16 protein-coding genes and 1 pseudogene are annotated in these 20,867 nt (G+C 56.4%); 13 read left to right on the forward strand and 4 right to left on the reverse strand.

Features of this window, described 5'->3' with window-relative positions; genetic code table 11:
- Positions 1-595 precede the first annotated feature (595 nt).
- The 4 genes from polX to C8P63_RS09520 all read left to right on the forward strand — a co-directional run bounded on the left by polX (position 596) and on the right by C8P63_RS09520 (position 6,968).
- Entirely contained in the window at positions 596-2,332 is a 1,737-nt protein-coding gene (gene polX, locus C8P63_RS09505) for a DNA polymerase/3'-5' exonuclease PolX (protein ID WP_108023557.1), read from the forward strand.
- 149 nt (positions 2,333-2,481) lie between these two features.
- Entirely contained in the window at positions 2,482-3,468 is a 987-nt protein-coding gene (gene sleB / locus C8P63_RS09510) for a spore cortex-lytic enzyme (RefSeq protein ID WP_108023559.1), read from the forward strand.
- 319 nt (positions 3,469-3,787) lie between these two features.
- Positions 3,788-6,148, forward strand: a complete 2,361-nt coding sequence (locus C8P63_RS09515) for an endonuclease MutS2 (RefSeq protein WP_108023561.1) — start codon at positions 3,788-3,790, stop codon at positions 6,146-6,148.
- A gap of 148 nt (positions 6,149-6,296) precedes the next feature.
- Positions 6,297-6,968 (forward strand): NfeD family protein, encoded by a 672-nt coding sequence (locus C8P63_RS09520; RefSeq protein ID WP_108023564.1) that lies wholly within the window; start codon positions 6,297-6,299, stop codon positions 6,966-6,968.
- A gap of 103 nt (positions 6,969-7,071) precedes the next feature.
- On the opposite strand, the gene C8P63_RS09525 is transcribed toward C8P63_RS09520, so the two are convergent.
- A complete protein-coding gene (locus tag C8P63_RS09525; protein ID WP_108023566.1) occupies positions 7,072-7,350 on the reverse strand; it encodes a hypothetical protein in 279 nt (92 codons plus the stop codon).
- 341 nt (positions 7,351-7,691) lie between these two features.
- On the opposite strand from C8P63_RS09525, the gene C8P63_RS09530 reads away from it, so the two are divergent.
- Entirely contained in the window at positions 7,692-8,891 is a 1,200-nt protein-coding gene (locus tag C8P63_RS09530; protein WP_108023568.1) for an MFS transporter, read from the forward strand.
- 440 nt (positions 8,892-9,331) lie between these two features.
- On the opposite strand, the gene C8P63_RS09540 is transcribed toward C8P63_RS09530, so the two are convergent.
- A complete protein-coding gene (locus C8P63_RS09540) occupies positions 9,332-10,711 on the reverse strand; it encodes an RsmB/NOP family class I SAM-dependent RNA methyltransferase (RefSeq protein ID WP_108023572.1) in 1,380 nt (459 codons plus the stop codon).
- 199 nt (positions 10,712-10,910) lie between these two features.
- Between C8P63_RS09540 and C8P63_RS09545 the strand changes: the two are divergent.
- The 7 genes and pseudogenes from C8P63_RS09545 to trxA all read left to right on the forward strand — a co-directional run.
- Positions 10,911-11,105: pseudogene (locus C8P63_RS09545) on the forward strand (SelT/SelW/SelH family protein); the annotation flags it as partial.
- A 225-nt stretch (positions 11,106-11,330) separates the two neighbouring features.
- Positions 11,331-12,818, forward strand: a complete 1,488-nt coding sequence (locus C8P63_RS09550; RefSeq protein WP_108023574.1) for a spore germination protein — start codon at positions 11,331-11,333, stop codon at positions 12,816-12,818.
- Positions 12,819-13,000: 182 nt separating this feature from the next.
- Positions 13,001-14,704, forward strand: coding sequence for a long-chain-fatty-acid--CoA ligase (locus C8P63_RS09555; RefSeq protein WP_108023576.1), 1,704 nt, complete (start codon positions 13,001-13,003; stop codon positions 14,702-14,704).
- A 222-nt stretch (positions 14,705-14,926) separates the two neighbouring features.
- Positions 14,927-15,511, forward strand: coding sequence for a fatty acid metabolism transcriptional regulator FadR (locus C8P63_RS09560; RefSeq protein WP_108023746.1), 585 nt, complete (start codon positions 14,927-14,929; stop codon positions 15,509-15,511).
- Between the two features lie 74 nt (positions 15,512-15,585).
- The gene (locus C8P63_RS09565) at positions 15,586-16,356 is read left to right on the forward strand and encodes an electron transfer flavoprotein subunit beta/FixA family protein (protein WP_108023578.1); all 771 of its coding nucleotides are present in this window, start codon (positions 15,586-15,588) and stop codon (positions 16,354-16,356) included.
- Positions 16,357-16,379: 23 nt separating this feature from the next.
- Positions 16,380-17,366: an electron transfer flavoprotein subunit alpha/FixB family protein gene (locus C8P63_RS09570; RefSeq protein WP_108023580.1), complete on the forward strand. Its 987-nt coding sequence runs from the start codon at positions 16,380-16,382 to the stop codon at positions 17,364-17,366.
- 181 nt (positions 17,367-17,547) lie between these two features.
- Positions 17,548-17,862 carry a thioredoxin gene (gene trxA, locus C8P63_RS09575; protein ID WP_108023582.1) on the forward strand — a complete coding sequence of 105 codons (315 nt, stop codon included), beginning with the start codon at positions 17,548-17,550 and terminating at the stop codon, positions 17,860-17,862.
- A 387-nt stretch (positions 17,863-18,249) separates the two neighbouring features.
- On the opposite strand, the gene C8P63_RS09580 is transcribed toward trxA, so the two are convergent.
- Complete coding sequence (locus C8P63_RS09580) at positions 18,250-19,365, reverse strand: hypothetical protein (RefSeq protein WP_108023584.1); 1,116 nt, start codon at positions 19,363-19,365, stop codon at positions 18,250-18,252.
- 330 nt (positions 19,366-19,695) lie between these two features.
- Here C8P63_RS09580 and C8P63_RS19100 point away from each other — a divergent pair, with 330 nt between their 5' ends.
- A complete protein-coding gene (locus C8P63_RS19100; RefSeq protein ID WP_170109591.1) occupies positions 19,696-19,851 on the forward strand; it encodes a hypothetical protein in 156 nt (51 codons plus the stop codon).
- Between the two features lie 35 nt (positions 19,852-19,886).
- On the opposite strand, the gene C8P63_RS09585 is transcribed toward C8P63_RS19100, so the two are convergent.
- Positions 19,887-20,846 carry a hypothetical protein gene (locus C8P63_RS09585; RefSeq protein WP_146172157.1) on the reverse strand — a complete coding sequence of 320 codons (960 nt, stop codon included), beginning with the start codon at positions 20,844-20,846 and terminating at the stop codon, positions 19,887-19,889.
- Positions 20,847-20,867: the final 21 nt, after the last annotated feature.

Below are 20,867 nucleotides of genomic sequence, written 5' to 3' on the forward strand. Positions count from 1 at the left end.
TGCACTCACAGAGCACAAGTCTCGCCTGGGGTCGCTTCACTCCCCGGTCTCGCTATGCACTCACAGAGCACAAGTCTCGCCTGGGGTCGCTTCACTCCCCGGTCTCGCTATGCACTCACAGAGCACAAGTCTCGCCTGGGGTCGCTTCACTCCCCGGTCTCGCTATGCACTCACAGAGCACAAGTCTCGCCTGGGGTCGCTTCACTCCCCGGTCTCGCTATGCACTCACAGAGCACAAGTCTCGCCTGGGGTCGCTTCACTCCCCGGTCTCGCTATGCACTCACAGAGCACAAGTCTCGCCTGGGGTCGCTTCACTCCCCGGTCTCGCTATGCACTCACAGAGCACAAGTCTCGCCTGGGGTCGCTTCACTCCCCGGTCTCGCTATGCTGTCCTGCAGAGATGTAGAAACTGTCCGTTCCGAATCATCCTGCTGCGGGCAGGGGCAAACGCCTTCGGATGCAACACAGAGAAGCTTTTGCCCCTGAACGCCCTTGCAGGCTGATCCTCCGCCGGGCAGGACATCAAAGTCGCTATTTTGGGTAAACGCTTCCCCTTTTCTCGAAACGAACATGAAATCACAACGCTTCCAGGAGGATGAGCATGAACAACAAACAGATCTCCTCCCTTTTGAATCAACTGGCGGACCTGATGGAGCTCAAGGGAGAAAATCCGTTCAAAGCCAATGCATACCGACGTGCGGCACGGGCGGTGGAGAACAGCCGCAAGCCCTTGGACGAACTGGAGAAAGGCCCGGAGGAGCTGCCGGGTGTGGGAAAAGGGACCGCTCAAGCGATCCGGGAGATCATGGAGACGGGCAGGCTGGAAACCCTGGACCGACTGTTGAAGGAGTTGCCTGCCGGCCTTCCCGGTTTGATGAGTATTCCGGGGCTCGGACCCAAATCGATCCACCTTCTGTATCACAAACTGGGAATCACCGATATCGGGAACTTGGAAGAAGCTTTGAAACAGGGACGCGTCCGGGGATTGCCCGGATTCGGGGAAAAGAAGGAAAAAAACATCCTGGAGGGGATCCGGCGGATGAAAGAACGTCCCCGGAGGTACCTTTTGATCCATGTCCTCCCCGTGGCGGAAACGCTGAAGGAACGGCTCGCCAAACACCCCGATGTGGAGAGGGTGGAGGCCGCAGGGAGTCTCCGGCGGATGACGGAAACGGTGAAAGACATCGACCTGGTGGTTGCCACGGAGAAACCGTCATCGGTGGCTGAAAGCATCGTTTCGATGCCGGAGGTCACCGAGGTGATCAATCACGGAGAAACCAAAGTGAGTGTGATGATTCACCGGGGCTTCGACATCCAGGTGGATGTCCGACTGGTCCCTCCCGACCGGTTTATCACCGCCCTTCATCATTTCACCGGTTCCAAGGAACATAACGTCCGGATCCGTCAACGCGCCAAGGAACGAGGTTGGAGGGTGAGTGAATACGGGATCCATGATCCGGAGAGGGGGGAAGTGTTTACATTCAGCGGGGAAGAGGAGATGTACCGAAAACTTGACCTCCCCTTCATCGCTCCGGAAATGAGGGAAGACCGCGGGGAGATGGACAAAAAGCCTGATGAACTTCCCCGTCTTCTGAAAACCGGTGATTACCGGGGGGACCTCCATATGCATACCCGCTGGTCTGACGGGACGGCTTCCGTCCGCGATATGGCTCTGGCTGCGCGGGAACGGGGGTATGAATACATCGCCATCACCGATCATTCCCATTCCCTCAAAGTGGCCTCCGGTTTGACACCCGATGATCTGAAGCGCCAGCGGGAAGAGATTGACGCAGTCAATGAAGAGTTGGACGGAATCACGGTTTTGGCCGGTACCGAGATGGATATCCTTCCGGATGGGAGTCTCGATTTTCCCGATGAGGTTCTGGAGGAATTGGATCTGGTGATCGCTTCCGTTCACAGCGGGTTCCGACAGGACGGAAAAACCCTGACCCGTCGCATCCTGAATGCCCTTGAAAATCCTCATGTCCATATCCTCGCCCATCCCACCGGAAGGCTGATCAACCGCCGGGATCCGTATGAAGTGGACCTGGACCGGATTTTTGAAGCAGCCCGGAAGACCAAGACGATTCTGGAGCTCAATTCCAACCCCAACCGACTGGATCTGAAGGATCTCCATCTGAAACGGGCCAAAGAGGAATACGGGCTCCATTTCTCCATCAATACCGATGCCCATTCCCCTGAAATGTTGGATTTCATCCGTTTGGGCATTGCCACGGCCCGCCGCGGATGGCTGGAAGCCGACGATGTTATTAACACGTTCTCCCTGGATCGGTTGAGAAAGCGGCTGGACGAAATCAAACAACACAAGTGAACGGAACCTCCTTCCCCCTTCGGGAGGTACGCCACTTCCTTTTGTCCATAACCTGAACCCCCTTCGGGGGTTTTTTGTATAGGTGGAACGAATCTCGGGATACTAACAGCAGAAGAAACCAACCTCACCAGTGAAAGGTTGACTTGGCCATGACAAAGCGAATGTTGCTGTTATTCTGTGCCTGTCTGCTCCTCGTGGCCGGTCTGGTCACCACCGCCGCCAGGGCGGAACCCGCCTTCGGAAAACAAACGCTGAAGGTGGGGGCCACCGGGGGCGATGTTTACGAGCTCCAGGGTCGGTTGAAGTATCTCGGTTTCTATACCGGAAAGATTGACGGCCAGTTCCGGCAGCGGACCTACCGTGCGGTCCGTCTCTTCCAATACCAGTTCGGGTTGAAAGTGGACGGAGTGGTCGGGCCCAAGACGAAGAGGCAACTGGTGGATGCGTCCAAGGAATGGGCCCCGGGAGTAAGCCCCCGGATCTACAAAAAGGGTGACCGCGGACGATACGTATGGGAACTTCAGCGAAGACTTCAGTATATCGGCTTCTACGCCGGCAAAATCGACGGCAAGTTCGGTTCCCAGACCGACCGGGCCGTACGGGACTTCCAATATGAGTTCGCCCTGAAGGTGGACGGGAGAGTCGGTCCCAAGACCAAACTGAAGTTGTGGAAGGCGACACGCGGGTGGAAACCCGGAGCGAAGGGCAAAGAAAGAGGAAAGCCGCCGGCCATGACCCGCATCAAACCGATGAACCGAGTGCCGAGAAACACCAACGGGTTATCCAGGGGAGATATCCGCGTCATGTCACAGGCGGTACACGCCGAAGCCCGGGGCGAGCCCTATGTGGGTCAGGTCGCCGTGGCCGCGGTGATCCTGAATCGATTGGAAAGTGAAAAGTTCCCTGATTCCCCCGCCGCGATTATCTACCAACCTTTGGCTTTCGAAGCGGTCTCCGACGGTCAGATTAATATGGAACCCAACCAGCAAGCCAAAAAAGCGGTCAACGACGCTCTGAACGGTTGGGATCCCAGCGGAGGTGCCCTGTATTACTTCAACCCGGCCACCGCCACTTCCGACTGGATCTGGAGCCGGCCGCAGATCAAACGGATCGGAAAACACATCTTTACGAAGTAAGCTTCTGAAGCTCACCGGCTCCCCTGTGGAAAGCCGGTTTTTTTTGCACCGCCCCGGGTTGATCCGACATGCTATAATATTGGAGGATTAGAAGCGTTGTGAAAAAGTGAGCGGCAACATTTACCCCAAGCCGCTCCGGCTGCACTCACAGAGCACAAGTCGCGCCTGGGGTCGCTTGCGCTCCCCGGTTGCGCTATGCTGTCCTGCAGAGAAGGGCAGGACAACAAAGTCGCTATTTTGGGTAAACGCTTTCCCTTTTTTGAAACGAACACTTAAATAACAACGCTTTTAGCGAACGGGAAAGAGGAGGGAGCCTTCAATGGACTCACATATGCTTCATACCTTGGAATACGATCGCATCATTCGGCAGTTGACCGATGAAGCCTCCTCGGAAACGGGAAAAAAGAGAGCGGAAGAAATCCGGCCCTCCTTTCGTGAGGATGAAGTGCGACAAATGCTTCAGTCCACGGCGGAAGCCATGGATTTTCTGCGTCTGAAGGGGGACCTTTCCCTGCAAGGGGTCCGGGATATCCGTTCCGCTCTCCGCCGGGCGAGGCTCGGAAGCGTGCTCTCATCCTCGGAACTTCTGCATGTGGCGGGAACTGCGGAGGCCGAAAAAACCGTGCGTGCTGCTTTGAGCGGAATCGATGAGGAAGACGTTTCCCTTCCGATTCTCTTGGAAATGACGGGACGTCTGGCGGAAACCCGGCAATTGGCCCAATCCATCTCGTCGGCGATCAATGAGGACGGACGGGTCATGGACGATGCCAGTCCGGAGCTGGGCAGGATCCGCCGAAACATGATTCAGCTTCAGGGAAGTATCCGGAGTACGTTGAACGAAATACTGAGGAGCTCGAAGTATCAGAAAATGTTGCAAGAGCCAATCGTGACCCAGCGGAACGACCGCTACGTCATCCCGGTGAAACAGGAGTATCGGGGTGCATTCAGCGGGATCGTCCATGATCAGTCGGCTTCGGGACAAACCTTGTTCATCGAACCGCAATCCGTGGTCAACCAGAATAACCGGCTGCGGGAATTGGAGATGGCGGAAGAGCGCGAAGTGGAGCGTATTTTGGGTGAACTGACCGTTCAGGTGAGTGAATTGGGGGAAGAGCTGGAGCACAACCTGGAAATTTTGACAGAACTGGATTTGCTACTGGCGAAAGCACGTCTGGGCCGCCGCTTGAAGGGAGTGACTCCCCGGGTGAACACCGATGGCGTTATTTTTTTCCGGAAGGCTCGCCATCCGTTGATTCCGGAAGAGGAAGCGGTCCCGATCGACGTGGAGCTGGGTCGCGAATACCGGGCCATTGTCATTACGGGACCCAACACCGGGGGGAAAACCGTCTCCCTGAAAACGGTCGGTTTGCTTACCCTGATGGCCCAGTCGGGGCTGCCCATCCCCGTTGAAGAGGAAAGCAGTGTGGCTGTTTTCAGCGGGGTGTTTGCGGATATCGGGGATGAGCAGAGCATCGAGCAGAACCTGAGCACGTTTTCCGCTCACATGACCAACATCATCCGAATCCTGGATCAAATCGATGAACGGAGCCTGGTTCTCTTTGACGAGTTGGGTGCGGGGACGGATCCCACGGAAGGGGCCGCGCTGGCCATCGCCATTCTGGAACAGGTATTGAACAAGGGATGCCGGATCGTGGCCACCACCCACTATAACGAATTGAAGCTGTTTGCCCACGCCCGCGAAGGGGTGATCAACGCCAGCGTGGAATTCGACGTGGAAACGCTGAGTCCCACTTACCGCTTGCTGATCGGGGTACCGGGGCGCAGCAACGCCTTTGAAATCGCGGAACGTCTTGGACTTTCCCGGGAGATCATCGGGATTGCCCGGTCCCAGCTTTCCAGCGAAGAAAACCGGTTGGAGGATATGATTGGAGCCCTCACCGCCGATTACCGCAAAGCCGAGGAGGAGCGGGAAGAGGCGGAAGCCCTGCGCCGGGAAGCGGAGGATTTGCACCGGGAGCTGAAGAGACAACTGGAAACCTGGGAGAACGAAAAAGAACGGCTTCGGGAATCAGCCCGCCGGGAAGCGAAAACCATCGTCACCCGTGCCAGGCGGGAAGCGGAGGAAGTGTTGGAACAACTCCGTGAATGGGCGCGGGAACGGCCCGGGGAATTGAAGGAGCACCAATTGATCGAAGCCAAAAAACGGCTGAAGGAAGCAGAACCGGAGACCTCGTTGCGCGTGTGCTCCCGGGAAGAATCGGGGCCGACCAGAAAAATCGAGGTCGGCGACGAAGTTTTGATCAAGAGTCTCGGTCAGAAGGGTCAAGTGATCGACGAGCTGGGAGAAGACGAATTTCAGGTGCAGGCGGGGTTCATGAAAATGAAGGTCCGCGCCGGGGACCTGGAATGGAAATCCTCTCCCCGACCGGAGCAGACCGACCGCGGAAGCACCTCATACCGGCGCTCTTCCAACAGCGTCCGGCATGAGCTGGACCTTCGGGGGAAGATGGTGGACGAGGCATTGCCTGAGATCGACAAATATCTGGATGACGCGTTATTGGCCGGTTTTGATCAAGTTTCCCTGATCCATGGGAAAGGAACGGGGGCTCTCCGGACGGGAGTCCAGAAATACTTGGACCGGCATCCGAGAGTGAAGAAATACCGTCCGGGCGGCCAGGGAGAAGGTGGTCTCGGAGTGACCGTGGTCGAGCTGAAATGAATAAGGATGGGTAAGGGGGAATCGGGATGTTGGCGCGATTGGCCCTGATTCTGGCTTTGATCGCACTGCTCTTTTTTATCATCGGCGCCGTCTGGTTCGCCCTAAACGCGATGTGATCGGGAAAGGTTAAGCGGATGGAGGGAACGCCATGGAATGGATGCAGGGAGCCTGGGGTGCCGCTTTGGCTGTTTTTCTGACCGGAATGCTCCTGGTGACGGAGTTTCTGGTCAAAGCCCGTGGATTGGCCGGCCTGGCCGGAGTCGCTCTGTTGGGGTGGTATGCTTATGCGCAAAATCCGGGCCTTCACTCTTGGTCCGCGGGGCTCTTGTTAGTGGGACTGGTGCTGATGATCCTGGACGGAAAAGTGATCCAGGACGGGACCTTGGCCGGGTGCGGGGTCTTGTTGATGTTGATCGGGCTGGTGCTTCCCACGGGAGACTTCCTGAAAGGAAGCCTGGTGGCGGTCATGTGGATCCTGGGACTCCTGGCGGGATTGTTATCCCTGAAAGTGCTGCCCCGACGGGAACTCTGGGACAAGATCGTGTTGAAGAGTGCGCTTACCCGGGAGACGGGATACAGTTCCCTCAATGAAAAGTACCGGGAGTTGGTGAACCAAAAGGGAACAGCCGTCTCTGACCTCCGTCCCGCCGGAACCATCAAAATCGGGGGAGCCCGTTACAGCGGGATCAGCCAGGGGGTTTGGATCAAAAAAGGAACACCGGTGACGGTGATTTCCGTGGACGGAACCCGGATCCTGGTGCAAGCCCTGGAAGAAACCGGGGAGAAAACGGATCCGGCGGACGGAGAAAAGAAAGAATAAAGGAGAAAAGCACCGCATTTTTTCGCGGTGCTTTTTACTGACGACCGAGGGGTGTAATCCATACGCACCGCAACAGCGGTGCGTGTTCTTGTCGGTCTCCTGCTCATCGGCCGGGGGAAGATCGGTCTGTCCTGTGATGGATGGCGCCGGCTTTGGCGGTTGTGGCGGGGTTTCGTCTCCTCGGCCGGATGTTGATCCGGATGTTCGCGGATTCCGTCTTTTCACCTTCGGAAATTTTTCCCGAAAGTTCCGCTTCCCGCTCCTCCTTCAGATGGTGATACATATACAGCCACTCCGGCTGGATCAATCCCATGGCCAGGGCGGGATAAAAGGAAAAGCGGGGCCGCCGTTTTTCCGTGGAATACAGAAACAGGGGATACATGGAGACACGCTCCCGGATGGAATTTGCCACAGTATATGGGGTGACGGGGTTGACTTATGCACGAAAGGGGATCCCGACGTGGTTTCCATGAAAAAGATGGCCGCGGCAGAACTTCTTTCGGTATACTCAATTTAAGCGTTCCACATGCCCCGGAACCGAAGTGCATAGCGAGACCGGGGAGCGAGCGACCCCGGCGAGACTTGTGCTCCGTGAGTGCATAGCGAGACCGGGGAGCGAGCGACCCCGGCGAGACTTGTGCTCCGTGAGTGCATAGCGAGACCGGGGAGCGAGCGACCCGGCGGGACTTGTGCTCCGTGAATAGAAGAAGAGGGGGAGGTTGGTTGAAAGAACGACTTTGGACCAGGGATTTTATTCTGCTGGGATGGGTTAATTTACTGATGTTCGGCAGCTTTTTCTTTCTGTTGCCCACCTTGCCCCTCTATGTGACGGAGGAATTGGGCGGGAGAGAGAATCAGGTGGGCTTGATCATCGGGGTGTTCGCCATCGCGGCGATCATCGCCCGTCCCTGGACGGGGATGCTCCTCGATCAATGGGGCCGCCGGAAGTTGATGCTGGTGTCTCTCGTTCTGTTCGTTTTCGCCACCGCCGGTTACTTCGGCGCGGTCACACTGATCCTGTTGCTGATCCTCCGCCTGGTGCACGGCGCTATTTTCGGGATGGCCTCCACCGCTTCGGGGACGGTGGCCGCTGATCTGGTGCCGGCTTCCCGTCGCGGGGAAGGATTGGGCTATTTCGGAACCTTCATAATCCTGGCGATGGTGGCGGGTCCTTCCGTCGGGTTGAAACTGGCTGACTTCGGATATGGTTACCTCTTTGCCGGAAGTTTGACGACCGCCCTTTTGGGGCTTGTCCTGGCCCTTTTCATCCGTTATCCGGGAAACAGCGGCACGGGGAGAGTTGATTTCCGGATCTCCCCAAATCAGTGGAAGCAGCTGATCGATAAGGGCTCCATTCCCTTCGCCGCCTCCCTGGTCGGATTGGCGGTGATTTTTGGAGGCATCACCTCTTTCATCTCTCTCTACGCCGCGGAACTGGGAGATCCCGGTTTGGCGGGCGGATATTTCTTCGTCTATGCCCTGGCTCTTGTTTTGGCCCGGGTCGTCGCCGGCAGGGTTCACGACCGTTGGGGTCCGGATACCGTGGTTTATCCGGGATTGGTTTTTTACGCCGTCGGATTGATCTTTCTCGGTCTGGCGGAGGGGATGTTCCTCTTTTACACCGCTGCCGCATTCATCGGTTTGGGCTACGGCAGTATCCAGCCTTCCGTTCAAGCGATCATCATCCAACAGGCGCCGGAAAACCGCAGAGGGGCAGCGACGGCCACCTTCTTCATGGCGTTGGATCTGGGGATCGGGGCCGGTTCGTTCCTGCTCGGATTCGTCTCCCAATGGCTGGGTTACCGGGGCATGTACCTCTTTTGCCTGTTGTTCGCCCTTCTCTCTGCAACCCAATATTGGCGGGCGAGAAAGGGCTCTCTGAGAGAGGAAAGGGGAGGCGGGCTGCAGCGGACGGGATCATAAACGAACGTCCGGCCAACGAAGGCCGGACGTTCGTTTTTTGAAAACCGTAAAGCGGGATTCCGTGGATTCTTTGCGTGTCCATCTTTGGATTCCTTCATCGGAGGAAAGAAAGCAATCTTCCGCCATGTGGAAGAAACCGCTCCGTTCCCACCACCCGGGAATTCGGATCCGTTGATGTTCCAAGTGTTCGGGATCCTGAATGCTTTCAAAACGGCAATCTTACACGAAGGGATTTCCAACCAAGCTGATCGATGGTGTCAACGATCTGGGGAAGCGTTTACCCAAAATAACGATTTGCTGTCCTGCCCAGTGGAGAATCAGTCTGCAAGGGCGTTCAGGGGCAAAAGCTTCTCTGTGTTGCATCCGAAGGCGTTTTGCCCCTGCCCGCAGCAGGTCCGGAAGGATGGTGGAGTTTACGAAAAAAGCCCGCATTGCGGGCGTTACTTGGGCTCCCACCGGAGCCGCTTGGGATAATGGTTTTTGAGCAATCCGCCGGAGACTTTGCCCCAGCCGAGGGAAAAGCCGTCGACGGTGACCAGGGTCCACCCTTTTTCCCCATCGGTGGGCAGAGCTTCCCCCCGGAGGTAGCGGTAGAGGTTTTCCTCGCCGGGGGTGAAGTCGATCCTCCGCCGGACCTGGTCGGGGGTGAGGGCCAGGGCGAGGGCGTGGGAAGGGGCGAAGTGTTTCCGTTTGGCCTGGCCCAGATAAAGGCCCGGCCGTTCCACCACCAGGCCCTTCAGAGAAGGGAGATTTTCCGGGACCTGATAGAGGTGGTCACCGAAGAGGGTGAAGGGCCCGTGGAAAAAGTCGCCGGTCAGGGTGTCATCGACGAAGGAGCGGAACACTCTTTGGGCGTCCCCGTGAACCGGAGGAAGCTTTCCCGGCTTCTGCCGGGCGCCTTCCTCCCCTTCGGTTTTTTCCAGAACCGCGACGAAGTGGCCTTCCCCCCGGAGGTGATGGGGCCATAAGCGGGCCGCTTTTTTCAGGGAGGGATCGGCTTCGGCCCACTCCGGGCGGGCGGGGGTGAAATGGCCGGAACCGGGGACCTCCCGGGGAACGAAGTGGGGGTGCCGCTCCAAAAACCGGTGGAGCACCCCTTCGTTTTCCCTGGGATTGAACGTGCAGGTGGAGTAGACCAGCCGACCGCCGGGGCGGAGCATCGGAGCCGCCTCTTCCAGGATGGAGAGCTGTAGATCGGCGGCCGCCTCCGTCGACCGGGGGCTCCAGCGGTCCCGGGTTTCCGGATCTTTGCGGAACATGCCTTCCCCGGAGCAGGGGGCATCGATCAGAATCCGGTCGAACCAGCCTGCAAACCGGGTGGAAAGATGCCGGGGATCTTCCCCCAGGATCACGGCGTTTTGGACGCCGCACCGCTCCAGGTTTTCCACCAACGCCTTTCTCCGGTCCCGGCTGATCTCGTTGGCCACGAGGACGCCCCTCCCTTTCATTTTGGCCGCGATCTGGGTACTCTTGCCGCCGGGAGCGGCACACAAGTCCAACACCGTTTCCCCCGGTTGCGGATCGAGGGCTTCCGCCGGAGCCATGGCGCTGGGATCCTGGATATAGTAGAGCCCGGCGGCGTGGTAAACGTGTTTTCCCGGACGGTCCGGTCCGTGTTCGTAGATAAAACCGGTGGGGCACCACGGGATCGGTTCCAGACGAAAAGGAAAACGCCTTCGCCCTTCCTCCAACGGGAGTTTCAGGGTATTGACGCGAAGTCCCCGGAGGGGTTCCTCCTCGTACGTTCGGATAAAAGCGGGGTATTCTTCCCCGAGAAGGTCTTCCATTTGATTGCGGTATGCTTCGGGAAGCCGGTCCATCGGTTCACTCCTTTCAATCCGTTCCGGTTGCGGTTCTCCCATTGTAGCAAAAAAGGACCGGCGGGGAAAAAGAGGGTTTTTGAACATTTGGCCCGCGGTTGTTTATAATAAGGAGGAAAAATTGGATCAAAGGGTGATTCTTTTGGAAAAGAACTACAAAGTCAGCATCGAATTTTGCATGGCCTGAAACTACGCACCGCGAGCTGCCCGTGCGGCAGAGGAACTGTTTGGCGAGTACCGCCATCAAATCAGCGAGATGACCCTGATCCCGTCCGGTGGAGGGGTCTTTGAAGTCACCGTGGACGGAAAGAAGATCTACTCCAAGAAAGAAACCGGGCGTCACGTGGAAGAAGGCGAGTTGCTCCGGTTGATGAAGAAGGTGACGGATGGATAACCCCTCCGATCCGGGGGAAGACCCCCTCCGGGCATGAAGAACCCGGCAGACCACGAAGGTGGGCTGCCGGGTTTGTTCATATCAGGAGGGGCTTGTTCCCCGCATGTCAGCCCGCCGTTTGAGACGCCACAAGCCCGAAGGCGTGAGCAGTCTCAACGCACCCACCCACTCATGCTTTTCCGCCTGTCCGGCAATACTGTGACAGACAGGAAGGTGGTGCCATCGATGGCAGACAAGAAGCAAAAACAGGATTGGAAAAACCTCAAATTGGATAAATCCCTGGAGAAAAACACCGAGATCCTGGATGAAGTGCTCGGAGTGAAAAAGAGTTTTGACATCGTCAAAAGGGATTTGAATTACGCCGGCAAAAAGTTTGCCCTGTATTTTGTGGACGGGTTTGCAAAAGACGACATCCTGAACCGGATCATGGAGTATCTCGGCCGGTTGGATCGCGGGGATTTGGCCCCCCAGCCCATCAAAAAGCTCCTGGAAACCTATGTGGGTTATCTCGAAGTGGAAACGGCGGACAAATTGGAAACGATCGTCACCGGCGTTCTGTCCGGTCCCCTTGCCTTGTTGGTGGACGGGGAACAAGAGGCTGTCATGATCGATGCCCGGACGTACCCCGCCCGCAACCCGGAGGAACCGGATACGGAGCGGGTGGTCCGCGGCTCACGCGACGGGTTTGTGGAAACCTTTATCTTCAATACGGCCCTTACCCGGCGTCGGTTGCGGGACCCCTCCCTGCGGATGGAGTATCATCAGGTGGGGAAACGGTCGAAAACCGACATCGCCATCGCTTATCTGGAGGATGTGGCCGATCCGGAACTGGTGGAAACGCTCCGGACTTCCATCAAGAAAATTCAGGCGGACGGACTTCCCATGGCGGAAAAGAGCCTGGAAGAATACGTGTTCCGAAAAAACTGGAACCCTTACCCCATGGTCCGTTACACGGAACGGCCCGATGTGGCCTCGGTTCATCTCTTGGAGGGACATGTCCTGATTTATGTGGATACGTCCCCCAGCGTGATGATCACACCCACCACCTTTTTTCACCATGTACAACATGCCGAAGAGTACCGGCAAAAGCCGGCGGTGGGGGCGGTGTTGCGCTGGGTGCGGTTTATCGCCATGTTTGTGTCCCTGTTTCTGGTTCCCCTGTGGTATCTGGCGGTGGTCCAGCCCGAGTTGTTGCCGAAGGCGCTGGAATTCATCGGGCCGAAAAAACCGGGTGAGATTCCTCTTTTCCTGGAGATGGTCATCGCGGAAGTCGGAGTGGAGATTCTCCGGATGGCCTCCATTCATACACCTTCCCCGCTGGCCACGGCCCTGGGTTTGATCGCCGCCATCCTGCTCGGGGAGATGGCGGTCCAGGCGGGGCTGTTCACTCCCGAGGTGATTCTCTATGTCGCGACCGCGGCGATCGGAACCTATGCCACCCCCAGCTATGAACTGGGGTTGGCCAATCGGATCACAAGGATGATTCTGCTGACGTTGACCGCCCTGTTCCAGGTTTGGGGATTGGTGTTGGGCGTGATCGCCTGGTTCATCCTGCTCGCCACCACGCGCTCCCTGAACGTTCCCTATCTGTGGCCTTTGATCCCCTTCAACGCCAAAGCGTTGCTGGACGTTCTTGTGCGCTCTCCCATGCCGATCAAAAGCAAACGTCCCCAGGTTTTGTCCCCGGGGGATCCCGACCGGCAACAGGGGTGAAAGGAAACCTCGTAAGTCGATTGCGTCGGTCCAACCAAAGGCCGACGCAATTTTTTCGGCAACAAGGTTCAAAAGCCGACGAAAGTTCGGTAAAATGAAAAAAAGTCAAACTGACCTGAAATTATATTTTTTCGCGCTGATTATGAATGACCATTCATTCATGACAGGGAGGGGACGAAGTCATGACTGTGAAGGAGAAAGTTTGGAAGCGCTTTTATCCCGATGAAATTCCGCAAACATTGGAGTACCCGGACAAGCCCCTGCCGCATTTTTTGGAGGAAGCGGCGAAGGATTATCCGGACCGGGAAGCGGTCCATTTCATGGGAAAACGGTTGTCCTACCGGCAACTGTTGAAGGATGTGTACCGGTTGGCCCGGGCACTGAAAAAGCGGGGCGTCCGCCGGGGGGACCGGGTTTCCCTGATGCTGGCCAATTCGCCCCAGTCGGTGATCTCGTACTATGCTGTCCTGATGATCGGGGGAGTGGTGGTCCAGACCAACCCGATGTACAAAGATCGGGAGTTGGAACATCAGTTACGGGATTCCGGGGCGGAGACGGTGATCTGTTTGGATTTGGTCTATCCCCAGCTGGAGAAAGTCCGTTCCCGGACTCCGGTCAAGCGGGTGATTGTCACGGGCATCAAGGATTACCTGCCGTTCCCCAAAAACTGGCTCTACCCGTTGAAGCTGAAAAAAGAAGGGGTTCAGGTGGAGGTCCCTTACGGGGAAGGCATTGACGCCTTTTCCGAGTTGCTGAAAAAATCAAGTCCCCAACCGGTCGAAACTGAAATCGCTTCCATGGATGACCTCGCCCTGCTGCAATATACCGGCGGTACGACGGGCTTGGCCAAAGGAGCGATGCTGACCCACCGCAACACGGTGGTCAATGTGGTTCAGTGCAGCGCCTGGCTCCATAAGGCGGAACGGGGGAAGGAAAAGGTCCTGGGCCTGGTGCCGTTTTTTCATGTGTACGGCATGACGGTGGTCATGAACTTCTCCATATACATGGGGGCCACCATGATTCTGCTCCCCCGTTTCAATGCCGAAGACACCCTGAAGGCGATCGACAAAGAGCGACCCACGCTGTTTCCGGGGGCCCCCACGATCTATGTCGCCCTGATCAACCATCCTGACACGGCGAAATACGATCTCTCTTCCATCGAAGCCTGCATCAGCGGCTCGGCTCCGTTGCCCCTGATGGTCCAGGAGAAATTCGAAAAAATGACCGGGGGCCGGCTGGTGGAGGGGTATGGCCTGACGGAGAGCTCTCCGGTCACGCACGCCAACCCCATCTGGGGAAAGCGGAAAAACGGCAGTATCGGTTTGCCGTGGCCGGACACTGACTGCCGGATCGTCAACCCCGACACCGGGGAAGAACAGCCCCCGGGGGAGCCGGGGTTGCTGCAGGTCCGGGGTCCCCAGGTGATGAAGGGATACTGGAACCGGGATGAGGAAACCGCCAAGGCCCTGAAGGACGGGTGGCTCAACACCGGTGACATCGCCACGACGGATGACGAGGGTTATTTCTATATCATGGACCGGCAAAAGGACATGATTATCGCCGGCGGTTTCAACATTTACCCCCGGGAGGTGGAAGAGGTCCTCTACGATCACCCCCGGGTGCAGGAAGCGGCGGTGATCGGTGTCCCGGATCCCTACCGGGGGGAGAACGTCAAGGCCTTCATCGTTCCGAAGCCGGGAGAATCCCTCACAGAAAAGGAAATGGACCGGTATTGCCGGGAGAAACTGGCCAACTACAAGGTACCCCGGTTGTATGAGTTTCGGGAAGAGTTACCGAAAACCACCGTGGGGAAAATCCTGAAGCGGGTTCTGGCGGAAGAGGAGAAAAAGGGGAAAGCGGAGGCGAAAGTCCCCTTGGAGGGGTGAACCTGATCCGGAACGCGGCCCTTCCGGTCGCGTTTCCTTGATTTTCTCCTTTTGTTTTGTCCAAGTGGGATCGATCCTTTATAATGGTGAATGGATGCGTTTTCAAATCCTTGGCCTTTTCTACGGGACGGAAAGTTGACAGGATGGGGAACGATCGAATACACTGATTATTGAATGAACAGTCATTCATTCGGGTATCTGATCAGAGAAGGGAAGCAGACCATGGCAAAGCGTACCGGAGAGAAATATGAAGCGATCATCGATGCGGCCATCCGGGTTATCGCCCAATACGGTTACCATCAGGCTCAGGTGTCCAAGATCGCCCGTGAGGCCAATGTGGCTGACGGCACCATCTACCTGTATTTTGAGAATAAAGACGATGTGCTCATATCGCTTTTCAATGAAAAGATGGGTGCCTTTATCTCGGATGTGGAGAAAACCCTGTCGGAAGTCCCGTCTCCGGTTGACCAGCTGCGGGAACTGATCCGCCTTCACTTTGAATACCTGGAAGCCGACCATCAGCTGGCGATTGTCACCCAGATCGAGTTGCGCCAATCCAATCCGGTGGTCCGCAAGGAGATCGGACTGATCCTGAAGCGCTATCTGAAGGTCATCGACCGGGTGATCCAGGCGGGAGTCGAGCAGGGAGTGTTCCGGGAGGATTTCGATGTAATCACCGCCCGGAGGATGATTTTCGGGACCATCGACGAAACGGTGACATCCTGGATCATGAAAGACTGCAAATACAGCCTGATGGACCAGGTGAACCCCATCCTGGACCTGTTCCTGAAAGGATTCCGCCGCTGACCCGGGGCCCGCGGGGCCTTTCATCGGCCGGAGCCCGGGGCGAGATAGACGAAGGATGAAGGAGGAACCGGTAAATGAACATTCTGGTGTGCCTGAAACAGACGTTTGACACCGAAGAGCGAATTGTCATCGAAGACGGACAGATCAGCGAAGACGGAGTCGAGTTCGTCATCAACCCTTATGACGAATACGCGGTGGAGGAGGCGATCCGTCTCCGGGACGAACACGGCGGGGAGGTGACCGTCATCACCGTGGGCCCGGAACGGGCGGAACAGGCCCTCCGCACAGCGATGGCCATGGGTGCCGATAAAGGCATCATCGTGGACGATGAAGATTTGGAAAACGCTGACGAATATTCCATCGCCAAAGTGCTGGCGGCCGTCATTGAAGACTTGGATTATGACATCATTCTGGGCGGATACATGGCGGTGGACGACGGTTCGGCTCAAGTGGGGCCCCGGCTGGCTGAATTGCTCGAAATTCCGCACATCTCCACCATTACCAAACTGACCATCGACGGGGAAACGGTGGAGGTGGAAAAGGACGTCGAGGGGGATGTGGAATACATCCAATCCAAACTGCCGATCCTGGTCACCGCCCAGCAAGGCCTGAACGATCCCCGCTACCCCTCCCTTCCCGGGATTATGAAGGCAAAGAAAAAGCCGCTGGAACGGCTGGACATCGATGACCTGGATCTGGACGAAGACGAACTGGAAGGAAAGACGGAAACCTTGGAAGTCTTCCTGCCCCCGGAAAAAGAAGCGGGTCGAATTCTGGAGGGGGAACTGGAAGACCAGGTGAAAGAACTGGTGGATCTGTTGAGAAACGAAGCCAAGGTCATTTGAGCGGAAGAGGGGGAACGGAATCGATGAGCAAAAACGTACTCGTACTGGCGGATATCCGTGACGGTGAACTGAGGAATGTGACGCTGGAAAGCCTGGCCGCTGCAACCCGGGTTGCGGACGGGGGCGCAGTGACGGCCGCCGTCTTCGGAAGCAAAGGAAAGGAAACCGTGGAGAAGCTCTCTCACCACGGTGCTGATAAAGTCGTGCTGGTTCCCAACCCGAAACTGGACCAATACACGACGGATGCCTACTTCCAGACGTTCAAACAAGTGATTGAAAAAGTGTCGCCCGAGGTCATCCTGACAGGCCATACCGCCGTCGGCCGGGATGTCAGCCCCCGGATCGCGGCCCGGCTCGGTCTGGGACTGGTGTCGGACTGCACCGAAGTCGAACGGAAGGAAGGAAAGATCGTCTTCACCCGTCCGATTTACGCGGGGAAAGCATTCGTCAAAAAAGCGGTCCGGGAAGGGACGGTCTTCGCCACCTTGCGGCCCAACAACATCCCGGCCCTGGAAGCCGACACTTCCCGCTCCGCGGTGGTCGAGGAGCTGGAGGTCGAGTTTGCGGAGGATTCCATCCGGACATTGGTCAAGGAAGTGGTCCGCAAAGCTTCCGAAGGCGTCGACCTGTCCGAAGCCCGGGTGGTGGTGTCCGGAGGCCGCGGGGTGAAGAGCGCGGAAGGCTTTCAGCCGTTGGAGGAGCTGGCGGGGGTGCTCGGCGGGGCCGTCGGTGCTTCCCGGGGGGCCTGTGATGCCGACTACTGCGATTACTCCCTTCAAATCGGTCAGACGGGCAAAGTGGTGACGCCCGACCTTTACATCGCATGCGGCATTTCCGGGGCGATCCAGCACCTGGCCGGTATGTCCAATTCCAAGGTGATCGTCGCCATCAACAAAGACCCGGAGGCCAACATCTTCAACGTGGCGGATTACGGAATCGTCGGCGACCTGTTTGAAGTGGTTCCGATGCTGACGGAGGAATTCAAAAAAGTGCTGGTTGAAAATAAATAACAGCTGACAAGGGCGGGCGGATGAAAAATTATTTTCGCCGCCCGTTTTTTGGTTTACACTATACATATACCGGGTATCCTATCATTGGCAAGTGTTTCGATTTCCGAAACACTTGTGACGCTCCGGTTTCCAGTGGTATACTGTGACTATGTGTAAAGGATCTTGTTAAGGAGGAAGTTGTATGGCGATTAAAGAAGTAACCGATCAAACGTTCAACAATGAAGTGGCCTCCGGAACCGTTCTCGTGGACTTTTGGGCCCCTTGGTGCGGACCCTGCAAAATGATCGCGCCGGTGCTTGAGGAAATAGATCAGGAAGTGGGCGACAAGCTGACCATCGCCAAAGTGAACGTGGATGACAATCCGGATACGGCCGGCCGTTACGGTGTGATGAGCATCCCCACCCTGATGGTGTTCAAAGATGGCGAGATGGTGGATAAACTCCACGGCTTCCAACCGAAAGAGCAACTGCTGGAGTGGCTGAATCCCCACTTCTGATCTTCATTTCACCGATCCGCACCCCTTGGGTGCGGTTTTTTTGTGCAGTGAAACCGATCGCGGAACGTCAACCTGGACCAAGGGACCCCCAACACCTGGCACGCTGCCCGGCACGAGCTTTCTCCCAACCACGGCCTCAGTCACGGCCCAGGGAAGCGGCATCGTCCGCATCATGAATGACGATGACTCGTACCCAGTCCATTACTGGCCTCAGGCGCATGACGCTCCGATCGAAGCGGATGGTGGGATGAAGTGGGTCCGGCAGGTGACTGAATGGAATCCCTCAAAGAAAACCGTAATGGATCGACCTGCAGATTCTCCCGGGTCTGCGATCAAAAGAAGGTCAGCCTGCAGGCTGACCTTCAACATTTGCCCTTTATTTTCTCTTCATCTGTCAATGGTCCCGCTCCATCCAGGGTCTTCGGAGTTCTTGTCAGGGGAAAGGCCGGACTCTTTCCTTTTTCCTTTATCCACTTCAGAATTTTCTTCCGGGGGAAGAAAGGGGTCCGTGAACGGATCGTCCGGGGGGGTGTTTTCCCTGTTGATTCCGTCATACGGATCAAAGCCTTTCCCGTAGTGGAAAGCGTTGGCCTCTCCGGCGTCGTTTCCATATTCCCCGGGGACTACGAGTTGCCGGAGATGGCGTTGATAACGGTGGGTGGTCAGGAGCAACCCAGCGGCCTGGGCCAGAGGAATGGTCAGGAACAGGAGCAGTATCAGGAACAGGCCGCCGGCGATCGCAGTCAGCGGGTCTTCCGATCCCTCCGGCAGGATCAAGGCCGACAGTCCTCCGATCAGGAGAACAAAGGGAAGTATGATGGCGATGTTCAAAAGGCCGGTTATCAACACTTTGCCGAAGGAGCGGAACAAAAGGCGCAGGGAAAAACGGAGAGACTGCCACGGTCCTTTGTTTTCCGTTGTGAGGATGACCGGAGCGAACATGACGCCAAAACTGTAGAGAAGGATGGCGACCAGAAGGAGCACCCAGAAAAGAAGGGCGATCCCGAAAGCGATCCCATTTCCGCTTTCCCGGGCAAACAGCATTCCCAGGTCGGAGAGGACGAATGGGATCAGGAGGGGAAGCGAAAACAGAAAAATCAACACCAGTTGGAGAAACATCCGCCCGAAAAACCGGAAGGCCGCCTGAAAGTATGTACCGAAGGAGGAACTCCCGTCCAGGACGGCTTCACTCGCCATGCCGCAGCTCCCGGCCATGTGAAAAGAGGCAATGAAAAGCTGAACCACCAGCATGAGGAGGTAGAGCACGATCAGGACGAGAAGGGCTCCGGGGTTAAAGGCGGAACTGAAGATATCCTCCGGGGGAGTGCCCGGTTGAATATGGTTCAGGTCGATGCCCGCGGAGGCGAGAAAAACGGCAGCGCCGACAAAGTAAAAAAGCACACCGACAAAAAAGGTGAGAATTTGGGTGATCAGCAAACCGACCAAAAAGGTGCCCCACATTTTCAGGCCATGTTTACCGAACACTTGAAAAAACGTTCCCATCTGAACAACCTCCCGAGATGCAGAATAAGGGCTTTCCACCATTCAATCATACGATTGAAAGGAACGGCGGTTTCGCATACAACTGCTTTCGGAACTGTTTGAATATATGTCGGCCGGTCACAAAAAACAATCCCCTTACGAAAGATTTAAATAGAAGAATTTGAGGCTGTGGACAAGCGGCTTTGGGTAAATGCTGCCTGCACTTTATCACAACGTTTTTAGAGTGTGTCTGATAATGAACAGCCCGGAGCAGATTTGCTGGGTGGTGCGGAAATCGAACCCCAACCACCTTTGTCAGTCATCTCAACCATTTCAGGGGGGAGCGTATTGATGCGAACGTTGCTGCTTTTTTTGACGGTGGGGATGTTGGCGTTTGGAGCCGGTTTTCTGTGGGTGACCGAAACCATGCAGGACTTCAAGATCGAAAAGTCACAAAAACCACCTGCTGAATTGGATCAGGTGAAAAAAGAGAAGGCCGGAGGTTGAACTCCTCCGGCCTTCACATGATGAACTCTTTTTTCTCAACTGATGGATTCCCGTTTCATCCGGTTGTCCTCCTCATCGAAAGCGGAGGGTTTCAACATCACCGGCTCCAGGTGATCCTCCGGAAAGAGCCTGTCCTGAATATGAAGGGCATATTGGCGGAAAAGTACACCATAAAAGAGGATGATGGGGAAGACTCCGAGGATCCCGAGGAGGAAAACGCCGAAAGCGCTCCCCACGATGTTGGCGATGGTACCATCCTTGAAGAATTGAAGGACAAGCCAGGGAAACGCCGCCACCAGGGAGATGACCAGCCAGCTCAACCCCCCGCTCAAAAGACCCACCAGCAAAGAGAGAAAGGCCCGACCGAATTTTACAACGGCGATGCGCAGGCCGTAACCGAAGGAACGAAACATTCCCATACTCTCCGCGAACATGACCACGGGAGAAAAGGTAATGGCGAAGAGAAGGAGCAGTCCCAAAATTCCCCCGATCCCCGCCCAGGCCATGAAATAGAGGTCGTCCCGGGAAGCCCATGGATAGAGGCCCCCCCAACCGGCGAAAAAGGCCGAGACCAAGAAGGTGTTCAGGATTCCCAGGCCAACGAGCGGGAAGAGAAAGCGAAATCCGTAGGTGTAAAAATTACCGACACTGACCCTGTCTTCCAGAGCGGCTTCCCGTACGGCCCCGATCAGGCCCGCTGAATAAAAGGCGGATGCCAGGAGGGTCAGAAAGAGCAAGCCCCCAGTGTAGGCCAGCACCAAGTTTCCGTTTTGTGTCAACGTTCCGAAAAGATGGTGGATAAAAGCTCCCGCTGTTTCCGGGGAAGCGGCCAGGTTTTTCAAATCCTCCTTCATTGAAGCCAATTCCGTTTTCAGCATCATTCCGATGAATAATTGCGGCAACAACAGAATGGCAAAGATACATAACCCCGCCACCAGGGAGCCGAACCAAATCTTGGCCCCGTGCCGGTTGACCAGGTGGAATGATTCCCCCAATCGAATCCCTCCCCCGTTTTC

This window comes from Melghirimyces profundicolus, from assembly GCF_003054245.1.
Classification (GTDB): Bacteria; Bacillota; Bacilli; order Thermoactinomycetales; family DSM-45169; genus Melghirimyces; species Melghirimyces profundicolus.

Coding starts and splice junctions, on each gene's coding strand:
- polX (WP_108023557.1), top strand. CDS start 596: ATGAGCATGAACAACAAACAGATCTCCTCCCTTTTGAATCAACTGGCG.
- sleB (WP_108023559.1), top strand. CDS start 2,482: ATGACAAAGCGAATGTTGCTGTTATTCTGTGCCTGTCTGCTCCTCGTG.
- C8P63_RS09515 (WP_108023561.1), top strand. CDS start 3,788: ATGGACTCACATATGCTTCATACCTTGGAATACGATCGCATCATTCGG.
- C8P63_RS09520 (WP_108023564.1), top strand. CDS start 6,297: ATGGAATGGATGCAGGGAGCCTGGGGTGCCGCTTTGGCTGTTTTTCTG.
- C8P63_RS09525 (WP_108023566.1), bottom strand. CDS start 7,350: ATGTATCCCCTGTTTCTGTATTCCACGGAAAAACGGCGGCCCCGCTTT.
- C8P63_RS09540 (WP_108023572.1), bottom strand. CDS start 10,711: ATGGACCGGCTTCCCGAAGCATACCGCAATCAAATGGAAGACCTTCTC.
- C8P63_RS09550 (WP_108023574.1), top strand. CDS start 11,331: ATGGCAGACAAGAAGCAAAAACAGGATTGGAAAAACCTCAAATTGGAT.
- C8P63_RS09555 (WP_108023576.1), top strand. CDS start 13,001: ATGACTGTGAAGGAGAAAGTTTGGAAGCGCTTTTATCCCGATGAAATT.
- C8P63_RS09560 (WP_108023746.1), top strand. CDS start 14,927: ATGGCAAAGCGTACCGGAGAGAAATATGAAGCGATCATCGATGCGGCC.
- C8P63_RS09565 (WP_108023578.1), top strand. CDS start 15,586: ATGAACATTCTGGTGTGCCTGAAACAGACGTTTGACACCGAAGAGCGA.
- C8P63_RS09570 (WP_108023580.1), top strand. CDS start 16,380: ATGAGCAAAAACGTACTCGTACTGGCGGATATCCGTGACGGTGAACTG.
- trxA (WP_108023582.1), top strand. CDS start 17,548: ATGGCGATTAAAGAAGTAACCGATCAAACGTTCAACAATGAAGTGGCC.
- C8P63_RS09580 (WP_108023584.1), bottom strand. CDS start 19,365: ATGGGAACGTTTTTTCAAGTGTTCGGTAAACATGGCCTGAAAATGTGG.
- C8P63_RS19100 (WP_170109591.1), top strand. CDS start 19,696: ATGCGAACGTTGCTGCTTTTTTTGACGGTGGGGATGTTGGCGTTTGGA.